The 19,082-nt window shown below is 65.1% G+C and carries 20 protein-coding genes; 5 read left to right on the top strand and 15 right to left on the bottom strand.

Going from position 1 to position 19,082, the window contains the following annotated elements; genetic code table 11:
* Nucleotides 1-19: 19 nt before the first annotated feature.
* Nucleotides 20-883 (bottom strand): SDR family oxidoreductase, encoded by an 864-nt coding sequence (locus AB4Y77_RS14410; RefSeq protein WP_442014410.1) that lies wholly within the window; start codon nucleotides 881-883, stop codon nucleotides 20-22.
* A gap of 106 nt (nucleotides 884-989) precedes the next feature.
* On the opposite strand from AB4Y77_RS14410, the gene AB4Y77_RS14405 reads away from it, so the two are divergent.
* Nucleotides 990-1,367: a winged helix-turn-helix transcriptional regulator gene (locus AB4Y77_RS14405; RefSeq protein WP_442014409.1), complete on the top strand. Its 378-nt coding sequence runs from the start codon at nucleotides 990-992 to the stop codon at nucleotides 1,365-1,367.
* Nucleotides 1,368-1,460: 93 nt separating this feature from the next.
* Here the strand turns inward: AB4Y77_RS14405 and AB4Y77_RS14400 are convergent, their stop codons facing one another.
* A complete protein-coding gene (locus tag AB4Y77_RS14400; protein WP_311211551.1) occupies nucleotides 1,461-2,210 on the bottom strand; it encodes a 3-hydroxybutyrate dehydrogenase in 750 nt (249 codons plus the stop codon).
* 4 nt (nucleotides 2,211-2,214) lie between these two features.
* Nucleotides 2,215-3,597, bottom strand: a complete 1,383-nt coding sequence (locus AB4Y77_RS14395; protein ID WP_442014408.1) for an MFS transporter — start codon at nucleotides 3,595-3,597, stop codon at nucleotides 2,215-2,217.
* 137 nt (nucleotides 3,598-3,734) lie between these two features.
* Here AB4Y77_RS14395 and AB4Y77_RS14390 point away from each other — a divergent pair, with 137 nt between their 5' ends.
* Nucleotides 3,735-4,631, top strand: a complete 897-nt coding sequence (locus AB4Y77_RS14390) for a LysR family transcriptional regulator (RefSeq protein WP_311211553.1) — start codon at nucleotides 3,735-3,737, stop codon at nucleotides 4,629-4,631.
* Nucleotides 4,632-4,650: 19 nt separating this feature from the next.
* Here AB4Y77_RS14390 and AB4Y77_RS14385 read toward each other — a convergent pair whose 3' ends face one another.
* From AB4Y77_RS14385 to AB4Y77_RS14360, 6 genes are all read right to left on the bottom strand, one after another.
* Entirely contained in the window at nucleotides 4,651-5,502 is an 852-nt protein-coding gene (locus AB4Y77_RS14385) for an ABC transporter ATP-binding protein (RefSeq protein ID WP_442014407.1), read from the bottom strand.
* Nucleotides 5,499-6,587, bottom strand: a complete 1,089-nt coding sequence (locus AB4Y77_RS14380; protein ID WP_442014406.1) for a FecCD family ABC transporter permease — start codon at nucleotides 6,585-6,587, stop codon at nucleotides 5,499-5,501. Before AB4Y77_RS14380 ends, AB4Y77_RS14385 begins: the two co-directional genes overlap by 4 nt.
* Nucleotides 6,584-7,714, bottom strand: a complete 1,131-nt coding sequence (locus tag AB4Y77_RS14375) for an iron chelate uptake ABC transporter family permease subunit (RefSeq protein ID WP_311211556.1) — start codon at nucleotides 7,712-7,714, stop codon at nucleotides 6,584-6,586. The genes AB4Y77_RS14380 and AB4Y77_RS14375 overlap by 4 nt, the downstream gene beginning before the upstream one ends.
* Complete coding sequence (locus tag AB4Y77_RS14370) at nucleotides 7,715-8,596, bottom strand: siderophore-interacting protein (RefSeq protein ID WP_311211557.1); 882 nt, start codon at nucleotides 8,594-8,596, stop codon at nucleotides 7,715-7,717.
* On the bottom strand, nucleotides 8,593-9,546 hold the full coding sequence (locus tag AB4Y77_RS14365) for an ABC transporter substrate-binding protein (RefSeq protein WP_311211558.1): 954 nt from the start codon (nucleotides 9,544-9,546) through the stop codon (nucleotides 8,593-8,595). Before AB4Y77_RS14365 ends, AB4Y77_RS14370 begins: the two co-directional genes overlap by 4 nt.
* Before the next feature lie 135 nt (nucleotides 9,547-9,681).
* Nucleotides 9,682-10,515, bottom strand: a complete 834-nt coding sequence (locus tag AB4Y77_RS14360) for a helix-turn-helix domain-containing protein (protein ID WP_311211559.1) — start codon at nucleotides 10,513-10,515, stop codon at nucleotides 9,682-9,684.
* A 40-nt stretch (nucleotides 10,516-10,555) separates the two neighbouring features.
* On the opposite strand from AB4Y77_RS14360, the gene AB4Y77_RS14355 reads away from it, so the two are divergent.
* Both AB4Y77_RS14355 and AB4Y77_RS14350 read left to right on the top strand, forming a co-directional pair.
* The gene (locus AB4Y77_RS14355; protein ID WP_311211560.1) at nucleotides 10,556-12,379 is read left to right on the top strand and encodes an ABC transporter ATP-binding protein; all 1,824 of its coding nucleotides are present in this window, start codon (nucleotides 10,556-10,558) and stop codon (nucleotides 12,377-12,379) included.
* Entirely contained in the window at nucleotides 12,376-14,130 is a 1,755-nt protein-coding gene (locus AB4Y77_RS14350) for an ABC transporter ATP-binding protein (protein ID WP_311211561.1), read from the top strand. Before AB4Y77_RS14355 ends, AB4Y77_RS14350 begins: the two co-directional genes overlap by 4 nt.
* Here AB4Y77_RS14350 and AB4Y77_RS14345 read toward each other — a convergent pair.
* On the bottom strand, nucleotides 14,113-15,033 hold the full coding sequence (locus AB4Y77_RS14345; RefSeq protein WP_311211562.1) for a spermidine synthase: 921 nt from the start codon (nucleotides 15,031-15,033) through the stop codon (nucleotides 14,113-14,115). The two genes, AB4Y77_RS14350 and AB4Y77_RS14345, sit on opposite strands and share 18 nt — an antisense overlap.
* A gap of 118 nt (nucleotides 15,034-15,151) precedes the next feature.
* On the opposite strand from AB4Y77_RS14345, the gene AB4Y77_RS14340 reads away from it, so the two are divergent.
* Complete coding sequence (locus AB4Y77_RS14340) at nucleotides 15,152-15,307, top strand: hypothetical protein (RefSeq protein WP_311211563.1); 156 nt, start codon at nucleotides 15,152-15,154, stop codon at nucleotides 15,305-15,307.
* Nucleotides 15,308-15,335: 28 nt separating this feature from the next.
* Here AB4Y77_RS14340 and AB4Y77_RS14335 read toward each other — a convergent pair whose 3' ends face one another.
* The 5 genes from AB4Y77_RS14335 to AB4Y77_RS14315 form a co-directional block, all read right to left on the bottom strand.
* Complete coding sequence (locus AB4Y77_RS14335; RefSeq protein ID WP_396136266.1) at nucleotides 15,336-16,175, bottom strand: sucrase ferredoxin; 840 nt, start codon at nucleotides 16,173-16,175, stop codon at nucleotides 15,336-15,338.
* Nucleotides 16,176-16,240: 65 nt separating this feature from the next.
* Nucleotides 16,241-17,446, bottom strand: coding sequence for a cupin domain-containing protein (locus tag AB4Y77_RS14330; protein WP_396136265.1), 1,206 nt, complete (start codon nucleotides 17,444-17,446; stop codon nucleotides 16,241-16,243).
* Between the two features lie 2 nt (nucleotides 17,447-17,448).
* Nucleotides 17,449-17,778 (bottom strand): BatC protein, encoded by a 330-nt coding sequence (locus AB4Y77_RS14325; RefSeq protein ID WP_311211565.1) that lies wholly within the window; start codon nucleotides 17,776-17,778, stop codon nucleotides 17,449-17,451.
* Nucleotides 17,779-17,881: 103 nt separating this feature from the next.
* Entirely contained in the window at nucleotides 17,882-18,379 is a 498-nt protein-coding gene (locus AB4Y77_RS14320) for a GNAT family N-acetyltransferase (RefSeq protein WP_311211566.1), read from the bottom strand.
* Nucleotides 18,379-19,050, bottom strand: coding sequence for an O-methyltransferase (locus tag AB4Y77_RS14315; RefSeq protein WP_311211567.1), 672 nt, complete (start codon nucleotides 19,048-19,050; stop codon nucleotides 18,379-18,381). Before AB4Y77_RS14315 ends, AB4Y77_RS14320 begins: the two co-directional genes overlap by 1 nt.
* Nucleotides 19,051-19,082: the final 32 nt, after the last annotated feature.

Here is a 19,082-nt window from a genome sequence, read left to right as displayed (position 1 = left end):
TCTCGCGAGGGGGCTCGGCTCAGATGGCAGAAGCAGCGGAGCGCACGGCCTCGGACAAGGCAGTTGCCGGGCGCCCGATCAGTTTCCGGAGATCACCCGTGGTCACCAAAAGATCGCCACGGCCAATGCCCAGATCGGTATCGGCGAGGATCTGCGCGAAGCCTTCCGGCACCCCTGCGCCCGTCAGGAGATCAGCGTACTGGTCTGCGGGGAGGTCCCGGTATTCGATGGACTTGCCTGATGCAGCGCTGATCTCGGCGGCCAGCTCGTCCAAGGAAAATGCCTCGTCCCCGCCCAATTCGTAGATTTTGCCGGCCTGGTGCTCCGCGACCAGAACCGCGGCCGCAGCTTGCGCGTAGTCGGCACGGGAGGCGGCGCTAACCTTGCCGTTTCCGGCGCTGCCCGCGAGTGCTCCCTGCGCCAGCGTTCCTGGCAACTGGTCAGTGTAGTTCTCGAAATACCAGCTGTTGCGAAGGAGGGCGAAAGGAACGCCGGATTCTTTGAGGATGGATTCCGTGGCCTGGTGCTCTGCGGCCAGCTTCATGCGGGTGGTGTCTGCGTTGGCAATGCTGGTGTAGGCCAGAAGCTGCACGCCCTCGGCCTTTGCAGCCTCGATGACCGTGCGGTGCTGCTCTACCCGCTTGCCGACGGCGCTTCCCGAAATGAGAAGGACCTTGGTGGCACCCTTCAGAGCTTGGGCCACCGAAGCAGCGTCGTCGTAGTCCATTGCAACGGCGCGAACGCCTCGGGCAACAAAATCGGACAGCTTTTCGATGGAGCGCCCGGTGGCGACAATGCTGTCAGCGGGGACATCGCGCTCAAGCAGGGCCTCTATGACGTGGCGGCCCAGCTGGCCTGTTGCTCCGGTAATGACGATGCTCATGACTGGTTCCTCTCAAGGAAGTTAGTGGGTCGGTCACCAATCACAACCAACGCTTTCACAGATAGCTTCCCGAAAGAGAGTACGCACTTTAAGGTAAGGTACTGACATGAAAGTAAGTACCCTCTTGACTCCCCTCCCGGCCGGCGTTGCGGACGGTGTCTTCCCAGCCGGCTGCCCGAGCCGAACGGTTCTGGACCACATCACCAGCAAGTGGGGAGTGCTGATCCTGCTCTCGCTTTCCGAAGGAGATCAGCGATGGAGCGAACTGCGCCGACGAGCTGAGGGCATCAGCGAAAAAATGCTGGCGCAAACCCTGAAAACGCTCGAACGGGACGGGCTGGTACGCCGCGATGCACAACCCGTTATCCCGCCGCGCGTGGACTACAGCCTGACTGAACGCGGCCGCGAGCTCACGGCACTGCTTATCCCTCTGGTGACCTGGGCCTTCGATAATGCCGAGGAAATCATCGGCGGCCAAAGTTAGCCCTGATCCCCCGCCGAAACTACAGTTAATGCCAATGTTCCGCGTGAACATTGGCATTAACTGTAGTCTCGCGAGGGGCGCGCGGGCCGGCGTCTACCGGGCCGACCAGCCACCGTCCATGGTGTAGCTCGCGCCGGTGACCATACCGGCGTCGTCGGAGGCCATCCACGCTGCCAGCGACGCTACTTCCGCAGGCTCCACCAGCCGTTTCACCGCGGACTCAGTCAGCATCACCTTGGCCAGGACCTCGGCTTCGGGGATGCCGTGGAGCCGGGCCTGATCCGCGATCTGCTTCTCCACCAAGGGTGTGCGTACGTAGCCCGGGTTGATGCAGTTGGACGTGACGCCGCGCTCACCACCTTCCAGGGCGGTGACCTTGCTGAGCCCTTCGAGGCCGTGCTTGGCGGAGACATACGCGCTCTTGTAGGCGGACGCCCGCAGCCCATGGACCGACGAAATGTTGATGATCCGGCCGAACCCGTTGGCGTACATGTGCGGGAGTGCGGCCCTGATGAGGAGGAACGGCGCCTCCAGCATCAGGGCCAGGATCCGCCGGAACTCCGCGGGTTCGAACTCCTCGATCGGCGCGACCTTCTGGATGCCGGCATTGTTGACCAGGATGTCGCAGTCCAGGCTGAGTGCGGCCAGAGCGTCCACATCCAGCAGGTCCACCGTCCAGGCTGTGCCGCCCAGCTCGTCGGCGAGCGCCGCAGCTCCGGAGGCATCGACGTCGGCCACTACTACTTTCGCCCCGCGGGCGGCGAGCGCACGGGCGCAGGCAGCCCCGATCCCGCTCGCCCCGCCGGTCACCAGTGCTTTGCGTCCGTTCAAGGAGTTGTCCATAAGATCAGCCTTTCGAGGCGGTAGTCAGTCCGTGGCGGATGGCGTCGGCCTCGTCCACTTCCTGCAGTGCGATGCCCTTGGTCTCCTTCAGCGAAACGACTGCGACGACGGTGATGGCGCAGGCGACCACGAGGTAGATCGCGGTGGGAACCCAGGATCCGGTGTCCTTGAGCCACTGGGTTGCCAGCAGCGGTGCGAGTGAGCCGGCGAAGATCGAGGTGACCTGTGAGCCGAGGGAGACGCCGGAGTAGCGCATGCGGGTGGGGAAGAGCTCGGACATGATGGCCGGTTGTCCGGCGTACATGAAGGCGTGCAGGCAGAGGCCGATGGTCACGGCAAGCACGATCACCACAGCGTTCCTGGTGTCGAACATGGGGAAGGCGAAGAACGGCCAGGTTGCCCCGGCGATCGCGCCCACCAGGTACACGGGCTTGCGTCCCCACGAGTCCACCAGGCGTCCCACCTGCGGGATGACCAGGAAGTGGATGACGTGGGCGATCAGGAGTGCCATCAGGAGAGAGGAGGTGTCGTACTTGTGGACGCTCTTGAGGTAGACGATCGCGAAGCTCACTACGAGGTAGTACATGATGTTCTCGGCGAAGCGGAGGCCCATGGCCTGCAGGATGCCCTTGGGGTACTTGCGGATGACTTCGCCCACGCCGTAGCTGATGGCCTTGGACTCCTCCACCTGTGCCTTGGCTTCGAGGAAGATGGGGGCTTCGGTGACGTGGGTGCGGATGTAGTAGCCAACGAACACGATCACGGCGGAGAGCCAGAATGCGACGCGCCAGCCCCAGCCGAGGAAGGCTTCGCTGCTGAGGGTGGTGGACATGACGAACAGGACCAGCGTGGCCAGGAGGTTGCCCACCGGCACTGCTGCCTGCGGCCACGATGACCAGAATCCGCGGGACTTGTTGGGGCTGTGCTCAGCCACCAGCAGCACGGCGCCGCCCCATTCGCCGCCCAGTGCGAAGCCCTGGATGAAGCGGAGTGCCACCAGCATGGCGGGTGCCCAGTACCCGATTTCCATGAAGCCCGGGAGGCAGCCCATCAGGAAGGTGGAGACGCCCACGATCACGATGGTCAGCTGCAGGGTGGGCTTGCGGCCCAGCTTGTCGCCGATCTGGCCAAACACGATGCCACCGAGCGGGCGGGCAACGAATCCGACGGCGTAGGTGATGAACGCCTGGATGATGCCGTCCAGTTCGTTGCCGGTGCTCGGGAAGAAGTACTTGCCGAAAACCAGCGTGGCGGCGGTGGCGTAGAGGAAGAACTCGTACCACTCCACCACGGTGCCCACCATCGAGGCCGCGACGATCTTCTTGAGTCCGGAGCCTTCGCCGGCGCCCTTCCCTGCTTTTGATGCGGAGCGTTGCTCTACGCTCATATCCATCTCCTCAGTGTCCTCTTTGACCCTTTTGAACGTGATGTGATCCACAACACGAAGTGCTCCACTGAGTATTGCCGCAGATTTGTTGTGCCTCAATGACCAAAGCAGCACTATGTGTGTGCAAAATTGCAGATATGAAGCCTAACCCGGACGACCTCCTCATCTTCCTCGCCGTCTCACGTTCAGGAAAATTTACGACGGCGGCCCAGGCCTTGGGACTCAACCACACCACCGTTTCGCGCAGGATAGCGGCGCTGGAGAAGGCGCTGGGCGGCAGGATCCTCGCGCGTGCCTCGGGCGGTTGGGAAGTGACGGAGCTGGGCGCGGAAGCCGTGCTGGTCGCAGAGCGGATCGAGGCTGCGGTGGGCGCGCTGGGACCCAGCGACCGCGCGCCCGACCCCATCACCGGCGTCGTACGCATGACCGCGACCGATGGCTTCAGCGCCTATATCGCAGCCCCAGCGGTGGCGCGCTTGCGGAGGGAGCACCCCGGGCTGAGCGTGGAAATCGTGACGGTGACGCGAAGGGCGTTGCAGCAGCGCTCAGGCCTGGATATCGAAGTGGTGGTGGGGACGCCGCAGGTCCACCGGGCCGAAGCGATCAGGCTGGGCGAATACCGGCTGGGGATGTATGCGTCGGGCGCCTATTTGGAGGACAACGGTACCCCGTCAAGCATCGAGGAACTCACGCAGCACCAGCTGGTCTACTTTGTGGATTCCATGCTCCAAGTCGATGACCTGGATGCTCCCCGCCGGCTGGTCCCCACTATGCGCGACGGCCTGAGCTCCACCAACGTGTTCGTTCACGTAGAAGCTACCCGGGCCGGAGCAGGTGTTGGTTTTCTACCGTGCTTCATGGCCGATCGTCACGCTGATTTGGTGCGTCTCCTGCCCTCGGACTTCGCCGAGCTGCTCCCCTACTGGATGGTCCTCCGCCCGGACTCCATGCGCCGCCCCGCGGTAGCCGCCGTCGTGCAGGCACTACGGGAGGAGACTGAGCGGAGACGGGAAGAGTTGCTGGGGGCGGAATAGCCCGCCGAGGTGGGGAAAGTCAGGAACCCAGCGGGATCACCAGCGGCGTGTGGCTCACGGGATCATCGATCACGATGCACGGCAGGCCGAACACGTGCTCCACCAGTTCGGCTGTGACGACGTCGGCAGGCCGCCCCTCGGCCACCACTGCGCCGTCCTTCATGGCTACGAGGTGCGTGGCGTAGCGGCAGGCATGGTTGAGGTCATGCAGCACGGCCACCAGGGTGTTCCCCTCGCGGTTGAGCCGCCGGAACAACTCCAGCAACTCAATCTGGTGCGCGATATCCAGGAACGTAGTGGGCTCGTCCAACAGGAGCAGCGGGGTTTGCTGGGCCAGGACCATGGCCACCCACACGCGTTGCCGTTGACCACCGGAGAGCTCATCCACCAGGCGGCCGGACAACGGGGTCACATTGGTAGCTTCCAAAGCATCCACAACAGCGGCTTCGTCAGCCTCTGACCACTGGCGCAGCAACTTCTGGTGCGGGTATCGGCCGCGGGCAACGAGGTCCGCCACGGTAATTCCGTCGGGGGCGATGGATGTCTGCGGCAGCAACCCCAAGCGACGCGCGACTTCCTTGGCACCGTATGAGGAGATGCTCTTCCCGTCCAAGAGAACAGCGCCGGACGTGGGTTCCAGAAGCCGGGACAGCGCACGCAAAAGCGTCGACTTTCCGCAGGCATTCGGCCCAACAATCACGGTGAACTCACCATCGGGAATGCGCACGTCAAGTGCCTCGGACACGGTCCGGCCGGCATACCCCAGGCTCACATTCTCAGCGTGGAGCCGGGCGGAAGCCGTCAGCGGGCCAACAGAAACCGGAACATCCAACACATCAGTCACAGCAATCTCCTTCACTTCTTCGCTCATTGCCGCTTCACTTCCCGGGCAAGGAGCCACACGAGGTAGCAGCCGCCGATACTGACGGTCACCACACCCACGGGCAATTGGATCGGCGCGAACAGGTTCTGCGCCACGATGTCGCTGGCCACCAGCAGGAAGGCTCCCATAGCCGCAGAGGGAACCATGCCCACCGAGGCGGAGCGGGTCAACCGGCGTGCCAGTTGCGGGGCGGCAAGGGAGACGAACGCGATCGGACCGGCCGCCGCGGTGACCATCGCGGTCAACGCCACGCCCACCACTGCCAGAACCAGCCGCGAACCTTCCAGCCGAACGCCCAAGGCCCTGGCGGCGTCGTCGCCCATCTCCAGGAGCCCCAACCGCCTGCCGTAAAACGCCAACACGGCCAGCAGCAGCACAAAGACACCCACCACGGGCAGCACCTGGTCCCACGAGACCTTGTTCAGGGAACCGGCACCCCAGACGGCGGCGGACATGGCCTGTTCCAAGGACGCTTTGAGGATCATGAACGTGTTCACGGAAGCCAACATGGCGCTCACAGCGATGCCGGCGATGATGAGCCGGAAGCCCTGGATGCCTTTCTTGTACGCGAACACGTACACCAAAGCAGCAGTCACCAGGCCGCCCACCAGCGCACCGGCGGAGACAGCAAAGTAGCCGCCACCCATCAGCAGGATGACCACCAGGGCACCCGTGTAGGCACCGGTGTTGAAGCCGATGACGTCCGGACTTCCCAGCGCATTGCGCGTCAGCGACTGGAAAATTGCCCCGCTGACCCCCATGGCCGCCCCCAATAACAGGGCCAGGAGGACGCGGGGCAATCTCCACTCCACCACCACCATGTGCACGGCTCCGCTGGATTGACCCAGCAAAGCCGATACGACGTCCGGCACCGCAACGCTGAACTCACCCAGGCCAAGGGCGACGACGGCGAGCGCCAGGGCGGCGGCGATGAGGACGGCGGTGACAACAAGGGTACGGACGTCGACGCGCAGTGACAGCCGCCCGCCGAAGCGGCGGACAGCGAGCGTCCGCCGGCCGAAGTTGATGGAAGGCGCCCGTTCCAGGGAAGTCGCCTGGTCAACCGAAGTCACAGCGTGCTCACTTTCCGGCGTCGAATGAGCCATATCAGGACAGGCGCACCAATGAAGGCGGTGATGATGCCTACCTGCATTTCGCCGGGGCGGAGCACCAGCCTGCCCGCAATGTCAGAGACGAGTAGCAGTACGGGTGAAAGCACCAGGGTGTAGGCCAGAATCCAGCGCTGGTCCGGCCCGACGATCCACCGGGCAACGTGCGGAATCATCAGCCCCACAAAGCCGATGGGTCCTGCCGCGGCCGTTGCGGCACCGCAGAGCAGGGTGACGGACACGATGGTCCACACCCGGGTGCGGATGAGGTTGGCGCCGAGGGACTTGGCGGTGTCGTCGCCCATGGCCACGGCGTTAAGGGGCCGCGCAAGGGCGAGCGCTATGAGCGTCCCCACCAGGATGAACGGCGCCACGGTGGTGAAGATTTCCCACGTACGGTTGCTCAACGTCCCGGCACTCCAACTGCGCATGCTGTCGAACACGGCGGGCCGCAACAGGGTGATCCCTGACGAAATTCCGCCCAGGACTGCTCCCAGGGCAACGCCGGCAAGGGTGAGGCGGAGCGGTGTTGCCCCGCCTCTCCCCCGCGAACCGATGAAGTACACAGCAACGGTGGCAACCACGGCACCGGCGAAGGAGAACCAGATGTACTCGTGGATGCTGGTCACTCCGAACAGCGCAACCCCGAGGACTACGAAGAAGCCCGCACCCGCGTTGACGCCCAGGATGCCGGGGTCCGCCAACGGGTTGCGCGTCAAGGCCTGGATCAGCGCCCCGGACAGGCCGAGGGCTATGCCCACCACCACTCCGGTGACAGTGCGGGGCAGGCGGAGGTCGTGGATGATCACATGCTCCGGCGTACCGTTGTACGCGGTGATGGCAGGCCAGAGATGGCCCATGTCCACGTCTTTAGACCCCACCACCAGGCTTAGCCACAGAACCAGGGCCAGCGCGGCAATCGCTGAAAGCAGTCCCAGGAGGCGGTACCGGTTCACGGCCACCAACCCCGCTGGGCGCTCACGTGCAGAAGAAACCGGCACCGCGTCCTGCATGTCAGCTACCGAAGCTACAGAGGCCTCAGCAACAGAAGCTTCAGCGACAGGGCGCGGTGCCATGGTTCCGGACGCCATTTAGAGGCCCAGCAATTCGAACTTGGCGTCCTGCAGGTCCACGATTTCCTCGCGATCGCGCTTCTCGTTGGACCAAAGATCGTCGAACCATCGGCGGGTTTCGGCGTCGAGGTTTTCCCAACGCGCTTCCCAGGCTTCGCTCTTGTCCGTCCAGTAGCCGATCAGCTTGTAGGACTCTGGAGTGAGCTTCTTGTCATGCCGAAGGTACTTGCGGATCCCGCGCAGCACTTTGGTTTCGCCGGCCACCCAGATGTAGCCCACGCCGCCGGGGAGTTCCATGGAACGCAGGACCTCGTCCAGCCGGGACTGGCTATGGCCGTTGCCGCCGTAGATCCAAGCGACCTCGGTTCCAGCGCCCAGGGTCAGCTCCTGCTGGTGCGATGGGTGCTCCACCTCGATCAGCACCCGGGTCCGAACACCCGGCGGTGTCTGCTCCACCAACCGCGCGACCGCCGGGAGGCCGGTAGCGTCGGCCAGCAGGATCTGCCACTGGAGGTCGGCCGGGGGTTCGTACAGTCCGGTCGGCGAGTTGAGCCCGACGACGTCACCCACCTGGGCGCGCTGTGCCCAGGAAGCTGCCAATCCGCCGTCGTGAACGACGAAGTCAATGTCCACCGTTCCGGCGGCGGGGTCCACAGCGCGGACCGTGTAGGTCCGCATGGCGGACGGCTCCACGCCCTCGGACCAGTCCCAGGAGTCTCCGGTGGAGATGGGCAGCCGGGCCTCATGCGTGCCGGGATCGGGGAGGAAGACCCGGAGGTATTCGTCGCCGACACCCGTGGTGTCGAAGCCGGACAGGCCGGGACCGCCGAAGGTAATCCGCACCATTCCAGGCGTCAAACGGCGGGTAGCGAGGACCTCGGCCCGGTAGATGCTCATCATGGCAGGAGGGCCTTTTCGAACTTCTCCAGCAGGGCGTACTGACCGCTCGGGGAACCGTAGATCATTTCGAGGTCGTACGTGTGGATCTGCTTGTTGGCCACGAAGGGCAGCGAGGTCCACAGCTTGTTGTTGGCCAGCGGGGCGAAGGCGTCCGGGTTGGCGCCGTCCTTCTCGGGAACCTCGGTGGTGATGATGGCATCGATGCCGTTGAGCTGTTCCAACTGCTCGGCGCTCAGCTTGGAGCCTTCACCGTCAGCGAGCGGGGACACCTTCAGGCCCAGGTCCTTGATGACCAGGCACGGCGTTCCGTAGCAGCTGACCGATACCTGGTCCTCGTAGTAATCCACGGGACCAATCACCAGGTCGCTCTTGCCGGCGGCGGCCAGACGCTTCTTTACGTCGTCCACCTTTGCCTGGTACTTGTCCATCCACGCCTGGTACTGCTCCGTCTTGTCGAAGGCCTCGGCTACGGTCTTGAACTTGGTGCGCCAGTCGCTGCCGTCGAAGCCGTTGAACGTGTAGGTGGGAGCGATGTCGGAGAGCTTGCCGTCCAGCTCCTTCTCGTAGCCCAGGCCATTCAGGATGACGTCCGGCTGGGCCTTGAGGATGGCCTCGAAGTTGAACTCCGGGTAGTTGGTGAAGGGCGTGATGCCCTTCAGTGCTTCCTGGTCAAAGAAGTACGGGAAGCCTGTGTAGCCGCTGTCGCGGATGGGCTGCTGGCTGGCCAGCGGAATGCCCAGCGTGATCAGCATGTCCAGGTCTGTGGTGTACATGCCCAAAGCCTTCTTGGGCTCTGCGGGTATGCTGACCTCTTTGACCTCACTGGTGACGGTGCGGGTTTCCGATTTCGCGCTCGCGCTGGCATCGGTAGTGGCACATCCGCTCAGCAGAAGGGCTGCGGATGCCAGGGCTGCGACGGCGGCAGACATGGTTTTAGTGCGTGAAATCACTGCGGTCCTCTTGGTTCTCAGGGGAGACGGAGAGCTCCCGTTGGTGGCCGCGGCCCGATGATGGGCTTAGTCAGCGACTACCGAAGTTAGGTATACCTACCCTAACAACGCAAGGACTCCTTTGACCGCTGGAATCTATTCGGAACCGGCCAAAGAGTGATGGTTTCCGGCCTTAAGCGAGGCCACATACCAGCCAGGAGTGTGCCCCATCACCTTTCGGAACACTTGGACGAAGGCACTCGGGTTGTTGTAACCCACCCTCCTGCTGACCGAAGAAACGGGGTAACCGGCGGCCAGCAGCCCCAAGGCCACCCGCACCCTGGCATGGATGCGCCACTGCGCAAACGTCATGCCGGTTTCCTTGTGGAACAGGCGGGACAGGTTGCGGACACTGATGGCAACCTCCACGCTCCACTCCTCCAGCGAACGGTCCAGGGCAGGATCATCCAGGAGCGCCCGGGCTATGAGTTCCAGGCGGGGGTCGGTTGGCATCGGGAGCAGCATCGGCCGGGCATCCACAACATCCAGCAGCCCCACCACCACCTGCTCCGAGCGTTGACGGAGGGAGTCGTCCATATCGAAATCGCTCATGTGGCGCAACAACTCCTGCGCGGCGGCGGGCACCGTCACCGCCACTGTACGGTTCGCCAGATGGGGCACTACCTGGCCGTCAATGTGCGAGCAGTAAAACCCCGTCCCCTGAGTGGACTTCACAGCATGGACCACGCCCGCAGGGATCCAAAGGCCCAGCGTTGCCGGTACGGCGAAGAAGCCGCCGTCAGCTTCCACCGTCAGAACGCCCCGGGCACCCCAGAGCAGCTCATGGGTAGTGTGGACGTGTTCAGTCCAGGTTGCCGGCGTTGCGCACTCGAAATACTGCGTGTAGACGCCATAGACCTGGTGCACCTCCACCGCTGCCGTCGCCTGTGGCACGGTCTGTCCGGATTGCGATATAGCTTGGCGGGTCATATGGCCTTCTCGAAGTTAGGTGAGCCTTACTATGGTAAGCATGCCCTCCCGTTCCGCCATTCCGTCCTGCCCACCCGGGCGTAACAAGCCAACACCGTGGACGGCTTCCCGTCTCTTCAAATACACCCTGATGGCCAATGGCCGCTGGAAGCTGCTGCTGGTGGGCTGCGCCGGCTTTATTCTGCACCAGGTCAGCGAGGCCCTGGTTCCCGCGACCATCGGCGCCGCCGTGGACAAAGCAATTGCACCGCACGACGCCGGGGCCCTCCTTTGGTGGCTTGGCGCGTTGGCTGTCGTCTTCGTGGTGCTCGCCCTTTCCTGGCGCATCGGCACCTTGGCCACCAACCGCTCCTTCCTCTATGGTTCGCACGACCTCCGGCAGTTGGCGGTGGAACGCACCCTCCACCCACGCGGCATGGCAGCCCGGCGCGCACCGGGCGAAATCGTGGCGATCGCCTCCTCCGACGCAGACAGGGTTGCCGGCCTGTCCTGGCTCATCGGTGGTGGCCTCGCCGCCGCAGCCGGCGTCGTAACCTCTGCAGTGACACTGCTGCTGATTTCGGTCCCCCTGGGCATCGCAGTCCTGGTGGCCACCCCCGTCATGCTGGTGGTCATGCAGCGCCTCACCAAACCGTTGGAGGACCGCAGCGATGTGGAACAGTCCTCGGCGGCCCGCGCCGGTGCCCTGGCCACGGACTTCGTGACCGGATCACGCCCCCTCAAGGGTCTCGGCGCCGAGGAAGCAGCCGTCACCCGTTACCAGGCCGCCAGCCGGACATCACTGCTGGCCGGGCTGCGGGCTGTCCGGGCCAGGTCCGCCTATAACGGCGCCAGCACCGCGCTGTCCGCTGCGTTCCTGGCCGGGATCGCTTTCTTCGCAGCGTGGTTCGCCGTGCAAGGCACCATCACAGTAGGCCAGCTGGTGGCGGTTGTCGGCGTGGCCCAATTCGTCCAGGGACCCATGGCCGCGCTCGGTTTCCTCAGCGTGGAACTCGCCCGGAAACGGGCCTCGGCGGCACGCATCGCGGTACTGCTTGAGGAACCGGATGCGGTGCCCGCACCTGTTGACGGGGAACGCCTCGCCGACGGCCACCGCGCTGCTTCCAGGGACCGTATCGCCGCAGCAGAACGCACGACGGCGGCGGCCGGGTCAGCGGCACGGCCCACCCTCGTGGGGGAACCGGCGCCGCTCCTCGAACTCCGCAACAGTCCGAACAACAGCGCTTTCCCGCCCTTCACGGCGTCCGCCGGGGAGATCGTGGGCGTGGTGCTATCGGACGGCTCGCAAGCCAGGCGATTGGTGGACACCCTTGGTTTCCGCACACCCGCTCCCCGCGGCGTAGTGTCCATCGACGGCTACGATGCCGCCGATCTGGACCCACTGGATGTCCGCTCCAAAGTTTTCGCCGACAGCCATGAAGGCGTCCTTTTCCGCGGCAGTGTCCGCGACAATGTGGCAGCAGCCGATATCCCCCTGCAAGAGCGCGCCATGGCGGCTGCCGCCGTCGGGGACTTCGTTTCCCAACTGCCGGAAGGCACCGAAACCGTTCTTACCGGACATGGCCAGAGCCTGTCCGGTGGGCAGCGGCAGCGGCTGGTTCTTGGCCGCTCGCTGCACCAGCAGCAGCCGGTGCTGGTCCTGCACGACCCCACCACCGCCGTCGACACCGCTACCGAAGCTGTGATCGCGGACGGCCTCCGCAACTTCCCGGACAAGGCGTTGGTGTTGGTCACCACCAGTCCCACACTGCTGGCCGTCTGTCACCGGGTGGTGGTGGGAGGTAGCGATGGCGCGTCGGAAACCGGGACGCACCGGGAACTCCTCGCGACGTCGGCCGGCTACCGCGAGGTGGTGGGTTCATGAGCTCCGATATCCTGCCCATCGCCACACCCCGCGAGACCCGACGGGCCATGTGGCGCCTGTTGGCACAGCGCCCCGGACGGCTCGCCTGGACCATATTCGTCCTGCTGGCGGCGGCCTGCTGTGGACTGGCAGCGCCGGCGATCCTGGGCATCATGGTCAACATCGCGGCCAGCGGCGGAGACGTCATGAACTTGCTGTGGCTGGCCATCGGCTTGCTGGTGGCGGGCGGATGCGGCGCCCTGCTGGGCATCCTCGGCCAGAACTTGCTGGCCCGGATCTGCGAGGAAGCCCTCGCCGGCCTCCGTGAGGAGGTCTTCGCGGCGGCTGTCCGGAAGCCCTTGGCGCAGCTCGAAAAGGCGGGCATCGGCGATGTTGTGGCCCGCGTGTCCGGCGATGTCGAGGCTGTCAGCGAGGCCATCTCCGGAGTGCTGCCCGCGTTCACCAGCGCCGCCTTCACTATCGCCGTCACTTTGCTGGGCCTTGGGGTCATCGACTGGCGCTTCGCAGTGGCCGTCCTCATCGCCGCACCCCTGCAGGTGTTCACGCTGCGCTGGTTCCTCAAACGGACCGCCCCCATTTACCGGACCGTCCGTATCACCGAGGCCAACCGGACCGAACAGATCATCGAGACCGTCCATGGCTCGCCATCGGTCCTGGCGTTGGGCCTGGGGTCGCGCCATGCGGAGCTGGTGGCGACTGCTTCCCAGGAGAACATCGGCCACGCGCTCAAGGGCGTCAGCTACCTGACCCGGTTCTACAACCGCCTCAACCTTGCCGAGTTCATCGGCCTGTCCGCAGTGCTTGTGGTGGGCTTCTGGCTCCACGCCGAGGGCACCGTCACTATTGGTGCGGCTACCGCGGCGGCACTGTACTTCTACCGGCTGTTCGATCCGATCGGGCTGGTCCTGGGGCAGTTCGATGAACTCCAGAAAGCGGCTGCCGGCCTGGGGCGCATGTTCGGGCTGACCATGTCCACGGCCAAGACCACCCCTGCCGCCGATTCCCGCGGCACTGATTCCGGCATCGTCCTGGATAACGTCACCTTCGCCTACCCGGGCCAGCGACCCGCGCTCCACGGCGTCTCGCTCACAGTGCGTCCGGGCGAACGGGTAGCGATCGTTGGCACCTCGGGAGCCGGAAAGACCACCTTGGCCAAGGTGGTCATGGGCCTTGAACACCCGGACAGCGGGACCGCCTGGGTGGGTGGGCTCGACTCAGCCGCGGCAGCCCCCGCGGACCTGCATTCAAGGATCGCGATGGTCAGCCAAGAGGTGCATGTCTTCTCCGGAACGCTGGCCGAGGACCTCAAGCTTGCCAAACCGGACGCTTCCCCCGCGGAACTCTCGCGCGTCCTCGCCGCTGTGGGGGCTACGTGGATGAACACGCTCGACGACGGACTGGAGACGTCCGTAGGCGCCGGCGGCCACCAGCTTACCCCGGAGCAAGCACAGCAACTGGCGCTCGCCCGGCTCATGCTCAAGGATCCGCCCATCGCGGTCCTCGACGAAGCTACTGCTGAGGCGGGAACAGGCTCAGCCACCATGCTGGACCAGGCTGCCGAAGCCGCGTTGGCTGGCCGGACGTCCGTGGTGATCGCACACCGATTATCACAAGCAGCATCAGCGGACACCGTTGTGGTGATGGAGCAGGGGCGGATCATCGAGTCGGGTGCGCACCAGGAACTGCTGGCCGGCGGGGGCCGGTACGCCACATTGTGGGAGGCGTGGAACAGCTCACTCAGCCGCAACTGAGGGTTCGGCCGCTGGCACGGCTACGGGGTCGTGCCGCACCGGAGTTCCCGCCGCGAAGGACCGCACCTTCGCATCGTCCCAGATGTGCGCCGGGACGCCTCCGCCCAGGAGTTTGCGGGCCAGCGTGGGGTCATCTCCGAAGGGTGCGTGGCTGCCGGCCATGATCATGTTGCCGTAGCGGCGGCCCTTGAGCATGGCAGGGTCCGCAATGATCATGGTGTGCTCGAACGTATCGGCAATGGTCGCGGCATCTGCGCGGGCATTCTTGAGGTCGGGGGCGTCCCCGGAGTTGACCACGTACAGGCCGTCGGGGGCAAGGACCGCGTCCGCCTGCGCCGTGAATTCGCGGGTGGTCAGCGCACGGGGCGTGAAGGCGCCGGCGAAGACGTCGCGGATGATGAGGTCCCGGGTGTCCGGGGTGAGGGATTCGGTGACCTGCCGGGCTTCGCCCACCCGGAGCCTCAACAAGGGCGCCTTGGGAAGGTCGAACCAGCCGCGTACGTAGTCGGCCAGCTTGCCGTCCAGTTCCACCACTACCTGCCGGGCTTCCGGGTAGGCGGCGTGGAAGTAACGCGCCATGGAGCAGGCTCCCCCGCCGAGATGCAAGGCCCGCAACTTCGGTTTCTGCTCCGGCGGCCAGCGCGATTCCACCAAGGCAGCGATCCAGCGCATGTACTCAAAATCCAGGAACAGCGGATCCGCGAGGTCAATGTGCGAGCTCATCACACCGTTGATCTTCAGCAGCCACCCATTGGAGTTGTCCTGGTCCGGGATGAGCTCGCAGTCGCCGGTATCGATGTAGTAGACCCCCGCGACCGGACCATCAGGACGGGTGCCGGAAGGCACCTCCACGACTCCCGTCGTCGACCTCTGGGACCTGTTGGGTTTGCCGCGTTTCGCCACTACTTCAGCCCTGCTTGAGTCATGCTCCAAGCCTAGTGGAGCGCCACATTACTCCGGACGGTCATCTTGAACATAAGGCTACTTACCTTTATGGCCTCTGGAGCCATATGATCTCTCCATGGAACTCGGAGCATCGGTGTGGGCGGAGGTGTTGACGGTCGCCGTCGCGTGGTTGACGGTGGTCTGCCTGATGCTCGCCCGCGTGCCTAAACCGCCGGGCCTCCTCGATTCACCGCTGGACATGGATCCGCCCGACGATTCGGAATCGCGCTAGGCCCGGCAGTTCTGGCGGTCCCCACCTGTCAGGTTCTGCGGATGGAAAGGGCCTCGTAGACGACCACCGAGCCCTCCTCCGGCGCCCGGCAGGTCAGCTGACGCTGCGGTGCACGACTGGACCGCAATTCCACCTCGATATCCGCCGGGCGGGGCGGCCGCCCAGTGATGTGGATGCGCCAGTGATCGCCCTCGCGCAAGGTCTCCGTGACCGCATAATCATGCCGGCCGGCAGGACCGAACTGCCCCAACACCGCAGCGACCGCTGCTTGCTCCGGCGGCAAGAGATCCGTATAACCGCGCAGATACTCCGCGTGGATACGGCCGGCGAAGTGCTCCTCAACGGTGGCCACGGCGGTCCCGGCGTCGAGTCCTCCGTAGTACACGCCGTCGGGAGCGATCACCACGTTGGCCGCGAACCTGTCACCGCCAATGTGGGAGCACTCCCACACCAGCTCCGGCCAGTGCTCGCTGAGCGCACGTCCCACAGGGCGTCCCCAGACTGCGCAGCAGGGGTCGTGCTGTCCGTGGGCGCAGACCATGATGACCGGCGGGAAACCGGGCTCTCCGGGAGATGCCAAGGCTGCAACAATCGCGGCGAGGTCCTCGTCCCGCTCCCACGTTCCCCAGTGCTGTTGATAGGCGCCGGAGCTTTGGTGACGAAGGACTGCCCACTTGCCCGGACCGGGGCGGCGGCGGGGTCCGGGCCGCCGTATCAGGAGAATCCGTGCATTCGCCGTCCGCGCGGCAGAGATGACGAGTGCCTTGGTCCCAGCCTCCAGATCAAGGGCTTCGAAGCCGTTGGGCGGCCACGCGCCCCGGTATTCCACCAGGACCCAGGCGAGGCCGGGTGACGCAGTGCCTGCCATTGAGTCGCCGCGCACCCGGGCACTTTCCGCGCAGAGGAAGCGTGCCGTTGCGGCTGCAGGTGACGTCATTGTGCGACAGGGACAAGAACTCCTGCGCGCAACAACCTTTCGGCCAGTTCCAGGCCGATGTTTGCCGCGCGGTGATCCCCGCCGTCCAGCAGGCGCCGCACGAACGGCAGATCTGCGTCCGGGAAGTCGAGCCAACCAACGCGGGTGGTCAGGCGTGAGCCATCAAACCGTGCCTCCAGGGCCTCCCGAAGTCGAACCACCGATTCGGGGCCGAGGCCGTCAATGGCCGCGAGCTGGGCCACCGGACCAAGCGGAGCTGGACGCCCTTGACCCCTGCGGGCGCGGTGGAAAAGGGACGTGGTATCGGCTTCAAGGACAGCGGCGGCGAGACGTTCCCGGACTGCAGCGATCTCCTCTTCAGGTCCGTCGGCGCCCAAGGGCAAGGACCTGCGCATCCCGGGATCGTCGCTAAGTGCGGCAAGCGCTGCCTGTGCCAGATGTTCGGCCAAGGTATGGCGGGTCCAGTTGTGGATACCCAAGGTGAGGTGGATGGAGACTTTCCCCTGCGCCTGGGCGGCGTGCAGCCAGCCTCGCGGCAGATAGAGGACATCGCCTGGCTCGAGGACCGTGTCGATGTACGCCGCACCTTGAGCAGCCTCTTCGACGGCGGAGCGGCGATCAGTCCACGGCTGGCTTCGCAGCGGGTCCACGTGGACCGGCTCATGGATGACCCAGCGCTTGGTTCCCTCGATCTGCAGCACGAAGACGTCATGGATGTCGTAGTGGTCATCGAAGCCACGGTTCTGTGGCGGGGTGATGTAAGCGTTGGCCTGCACAGGATGCCCGAGCTCCGTGCTCAACTGCGAGCTGAAACTCGACACCGGCTCCCACGTGCGGTGCAATGCCTGCAGGACGAGGGTGGCTCCGTCAGCGAATTTGCGCCATAGCGCGGTGTCATCAAGTTGATCGGGGATGGTGGCACCGACCCCTGCCGGAGACGTGTAGGAGGATTCGGGAAGCGTTGAACCGCCTTTGGCGACGCGCAGGAAAGGCGTGCGCAGTCCGCGCCGCGAAACCAGTTCGTCGACTGCGCCGGCTGAGAACACATCGGAGAAGTCGCTGGCCCCACGGGTGAGCAGGGCGGTTCGCCCCCAGACGTCACTGGCGAATTTCTCCTGGCCGATGTCGATCAAGCGTGTTTCCAGGACCCCGCCGCCTTTCACGGCGGCGGGGTCCTGGAAATCAGTGCTGGTGGAGCTCAAACCTAGCTGCCCGGTTGTCCGGCGCCGCCGTCCGCGCCGCCGTCCGCACCACCATCAGCACCGCCGTCGTGCGTGCCGGGGACGCCGTCCGCGCCACCGTCCGCGGGGCCTTCTGCACCACCGTCCGCGCCGCCGTCGGCACCACCGTCAGCACCGCCGTCGTGCGTGCCGGGGACGCCGTCCGCACCACCGTCCGCGGGGCCTTCTGCACCACCATCTGCGCCGCCGTCGGCACCACCGTCAGCACCGCCGTCGTGCATGCCGGGGACGCCGCCCGCGCCACCGTCCGCGGGGCCTTCCTGCTGGCTTGGATCCTGCTCTGGAATAGACATGCTTCCTCCCGGGAATCGGACCGGGCGGCCTTCATCGACACCGCCCGTGATCACCATATCCAGATGAGTCAGCTGTGGGAACAGCTCGTGCGGTGGGAACTTGCTACAGCCCGGGGCGGACCATGCGATGTTCCGGCAACGAGTACCAGGAGGGATCACACAGTTGCTGTTTGCCGTCCGGAACAAAGCCGTTTCGCCGATAGAAAGCCTGGGCGCGCGGATTGTGGTCCAGGACCCAGAGGTACGCCGGGCCATCGGCGATCAAAGCATCCACCAATGCTTGGCCAACTCCCCTGCCATGGATGCGTTCCAACGTGTAGAGCATGAAAAGCTCCCGCTCGCAGGGGCTGTCCTCATCCCTGCCCGGGCCTGCGGCGCCGATGCCTACCAGGAGTCCGTCGGGATCGTGGGCCAGCATCCGGGCGTGACCCGCCGCGATGTAGTCCCGGTAGCGCTGGATGCGGTCGGGGAGCGCCGCTTCCTGTTGCTCGAAAAACACCGGGGGCAGCAGGTGCCCATAGCTTTCGCGCCACGACTGGACATGCATGAGGGCCATCGCTTCGGCGTCGTCCACCGTAGCGGGGCGAAGCGTGAAATCCACTAGCGCACCCGCGCTATCGCGAAACCGTCCCAGCCCTTGCTGCCCACCGTCTGGATGGCTGTGGCGTCCAGGCGCGGATCCTGGCCCATCATGTCCAGCATCCTGACGATGCCGGGCGCGTTGACCTCATCCCGTTCGGGTTCAAGGATGGCGCCGTCCCAGATGGCGTTGTCCACCACGATGACCGTGCCCGGGCGCCCCAGCCGGATGGCCCAATCGAGGTAATTGGAGTCGTTTTCCTTGTCCGCATCGATGAAGACGAAATCGAACGATTCCTGCCCCGCCAACGTGGGAAGGGTGTCCAGGGCAGCGCCCACCCGGATGTCCACTTTGTGCCCCACCCCGGCAGCATCAAGGTTGGCGCGTGCCACGTCCGCGTGCTTTTGGAGGAATTCGCACGTCACCAGCCGCCCGTCGTCGGGCAGTCCCTGTGCCATCCACATACTGCTGAAACCGGCCAGGGTTCCGATCTCCAGGACCCGGCTGGCCCCCGACATCTGAACCAGCATCCGGAGCAGCTTGCCTGCGTTGGGGGCTACTTCAATCGCCGGCATGCCGGCCTCGACGGCGGACGACAAGGCCCGCTGGTGGGCAGGCTCAGGACGCACGACGACGTCAGTCAGGTAACGCTCGACGTCGACCCAACCGGGCTCGGCCACGTGTTCAATCATGGCCCCCAGTCTGGCACCGGTGGCTCCGCTGG

This window comes from Paenarthrobacter sp. YAF11_1, assembly GCF_052113445.1.
Classification (GTDB): Bacteria; Actinomycetota; Actinomycetes; order Actinomycetales; family Micrococcaceae; genus Arthrobacter.
Note: the sequence above shows the minus strand (reverse complement) of the source record. Positions and strands in the feature narration are given on the sequence as shown.

Bases quoted from the DNA above. Each gene is read 5' to 3' on its own strand.
- AB4Y77_RS14410 (WP_442014410.1), bottom strand. From the start codon at position 883: ATGAGCATCGTCATTACCGGAGCAACAGGCCAGCTGGGCCGCCACGTC.
- AB4Y77_RS14355 (WP_311211560.1), top strand. From the start codon at position 10,556: ATGCCCTCCCGTTCCGCCATTCCGTCCTGCCCACCCGGGCGTAACAAG.
- AB4Y77_RS14370 (WP_311211557.1), bottom strand. From the start codon at position 8,596: ATGATGAGCATCTACCGGGCCGAGGTCCTCGCTACCCGCCGTTTGACG.
- AB4Y77_RS14360 (WP_311211559.1), bottom strand. From the start codon at position 10,515: ATGACCCGCCAAGCTATATCGCAATCCGGACAGACCGTGCCACAGGCG.
- AB4Y77_RS14405 (WP_442014409.1), top strand. From the start codon at position 990: ATGAAAGTAAGTACCCTCTTGACTCCCCTCCCGGCCGGCGTTGCGGAC.
- AB4Y77_RS14325 (WP_311211565.1), bottom strand. From the start codon at position 17,778: ATGTCTATTCCAGAGCAGGATCCAAGCCAGCAGGAAGGCCCCGCGGAC.
- AB4Y77_RS14340 (WP_311211563.1), top strand. From the start codon at position 15,152: ATGGAACTCGGAGCATCGGTGTGGGCGGAGGTGTTGACGGTCGCCGTC.
- AB4Y77_RS14400 (WP_311211551.1), bottom strand. From the start codon at position 2,210: ATGGACAACTCCTTGAACGGACGCAAAGCACTGGTGACCGGCGGGGCG.
- AB4Y77_RS14390 (WP_311211553.1), top strand. From the start codon at position 3,735: ATGAAGCCTAACCCGGACGACCTCCTCATCTTCCTCGCCGTCTCACGT.
- AB4Y77_RS14385 (WP_442014407.1), bottom strand. From the start codon at position 5,502: ATGAGCGAAGAAGTGAAGGAGATTGCTGTGACTGATGTGTTGGATGTT.
- AB4Y77_RS14395 (WP_442014408.1), bottom strand. From the start codon at position 3,597: ATGAGCGTAGAGCAACGCTCCGCATCAAAAGCAGGGAAGGGCGCCGGC.
- AB4Y77_RS14335 (WP_396136266.1), bottom strand. From the start codon at position 16,175: ATGGCAGGCACTGCGTCACCCGGCCTCGCCTGGGTCCTGGTGGAATAC.
- AB4Y77_RS14350 (WP_311211561.1), top strand. From the start codon at position 12,376: ATGAGCTCCGATATCCTGCCCATCGCCACACCCCGCGAGACCCGACGG.
- AB4Y77_RS14315 (WP_311211567.1), bottom strand. From the start codon at position 19,050: ATGATTGAACACGTGGCCGAGCCCGGTTGGGTCGACGTCGAGCGTTAC.
- AB4Y77_RS14375 (WP_311211556.1), bottom strand. From the start codon at position 7,714: ATGGCGTCCGGAACCATGGCACCGCGCCCTGTCGCTGAAGCTTCTGTT.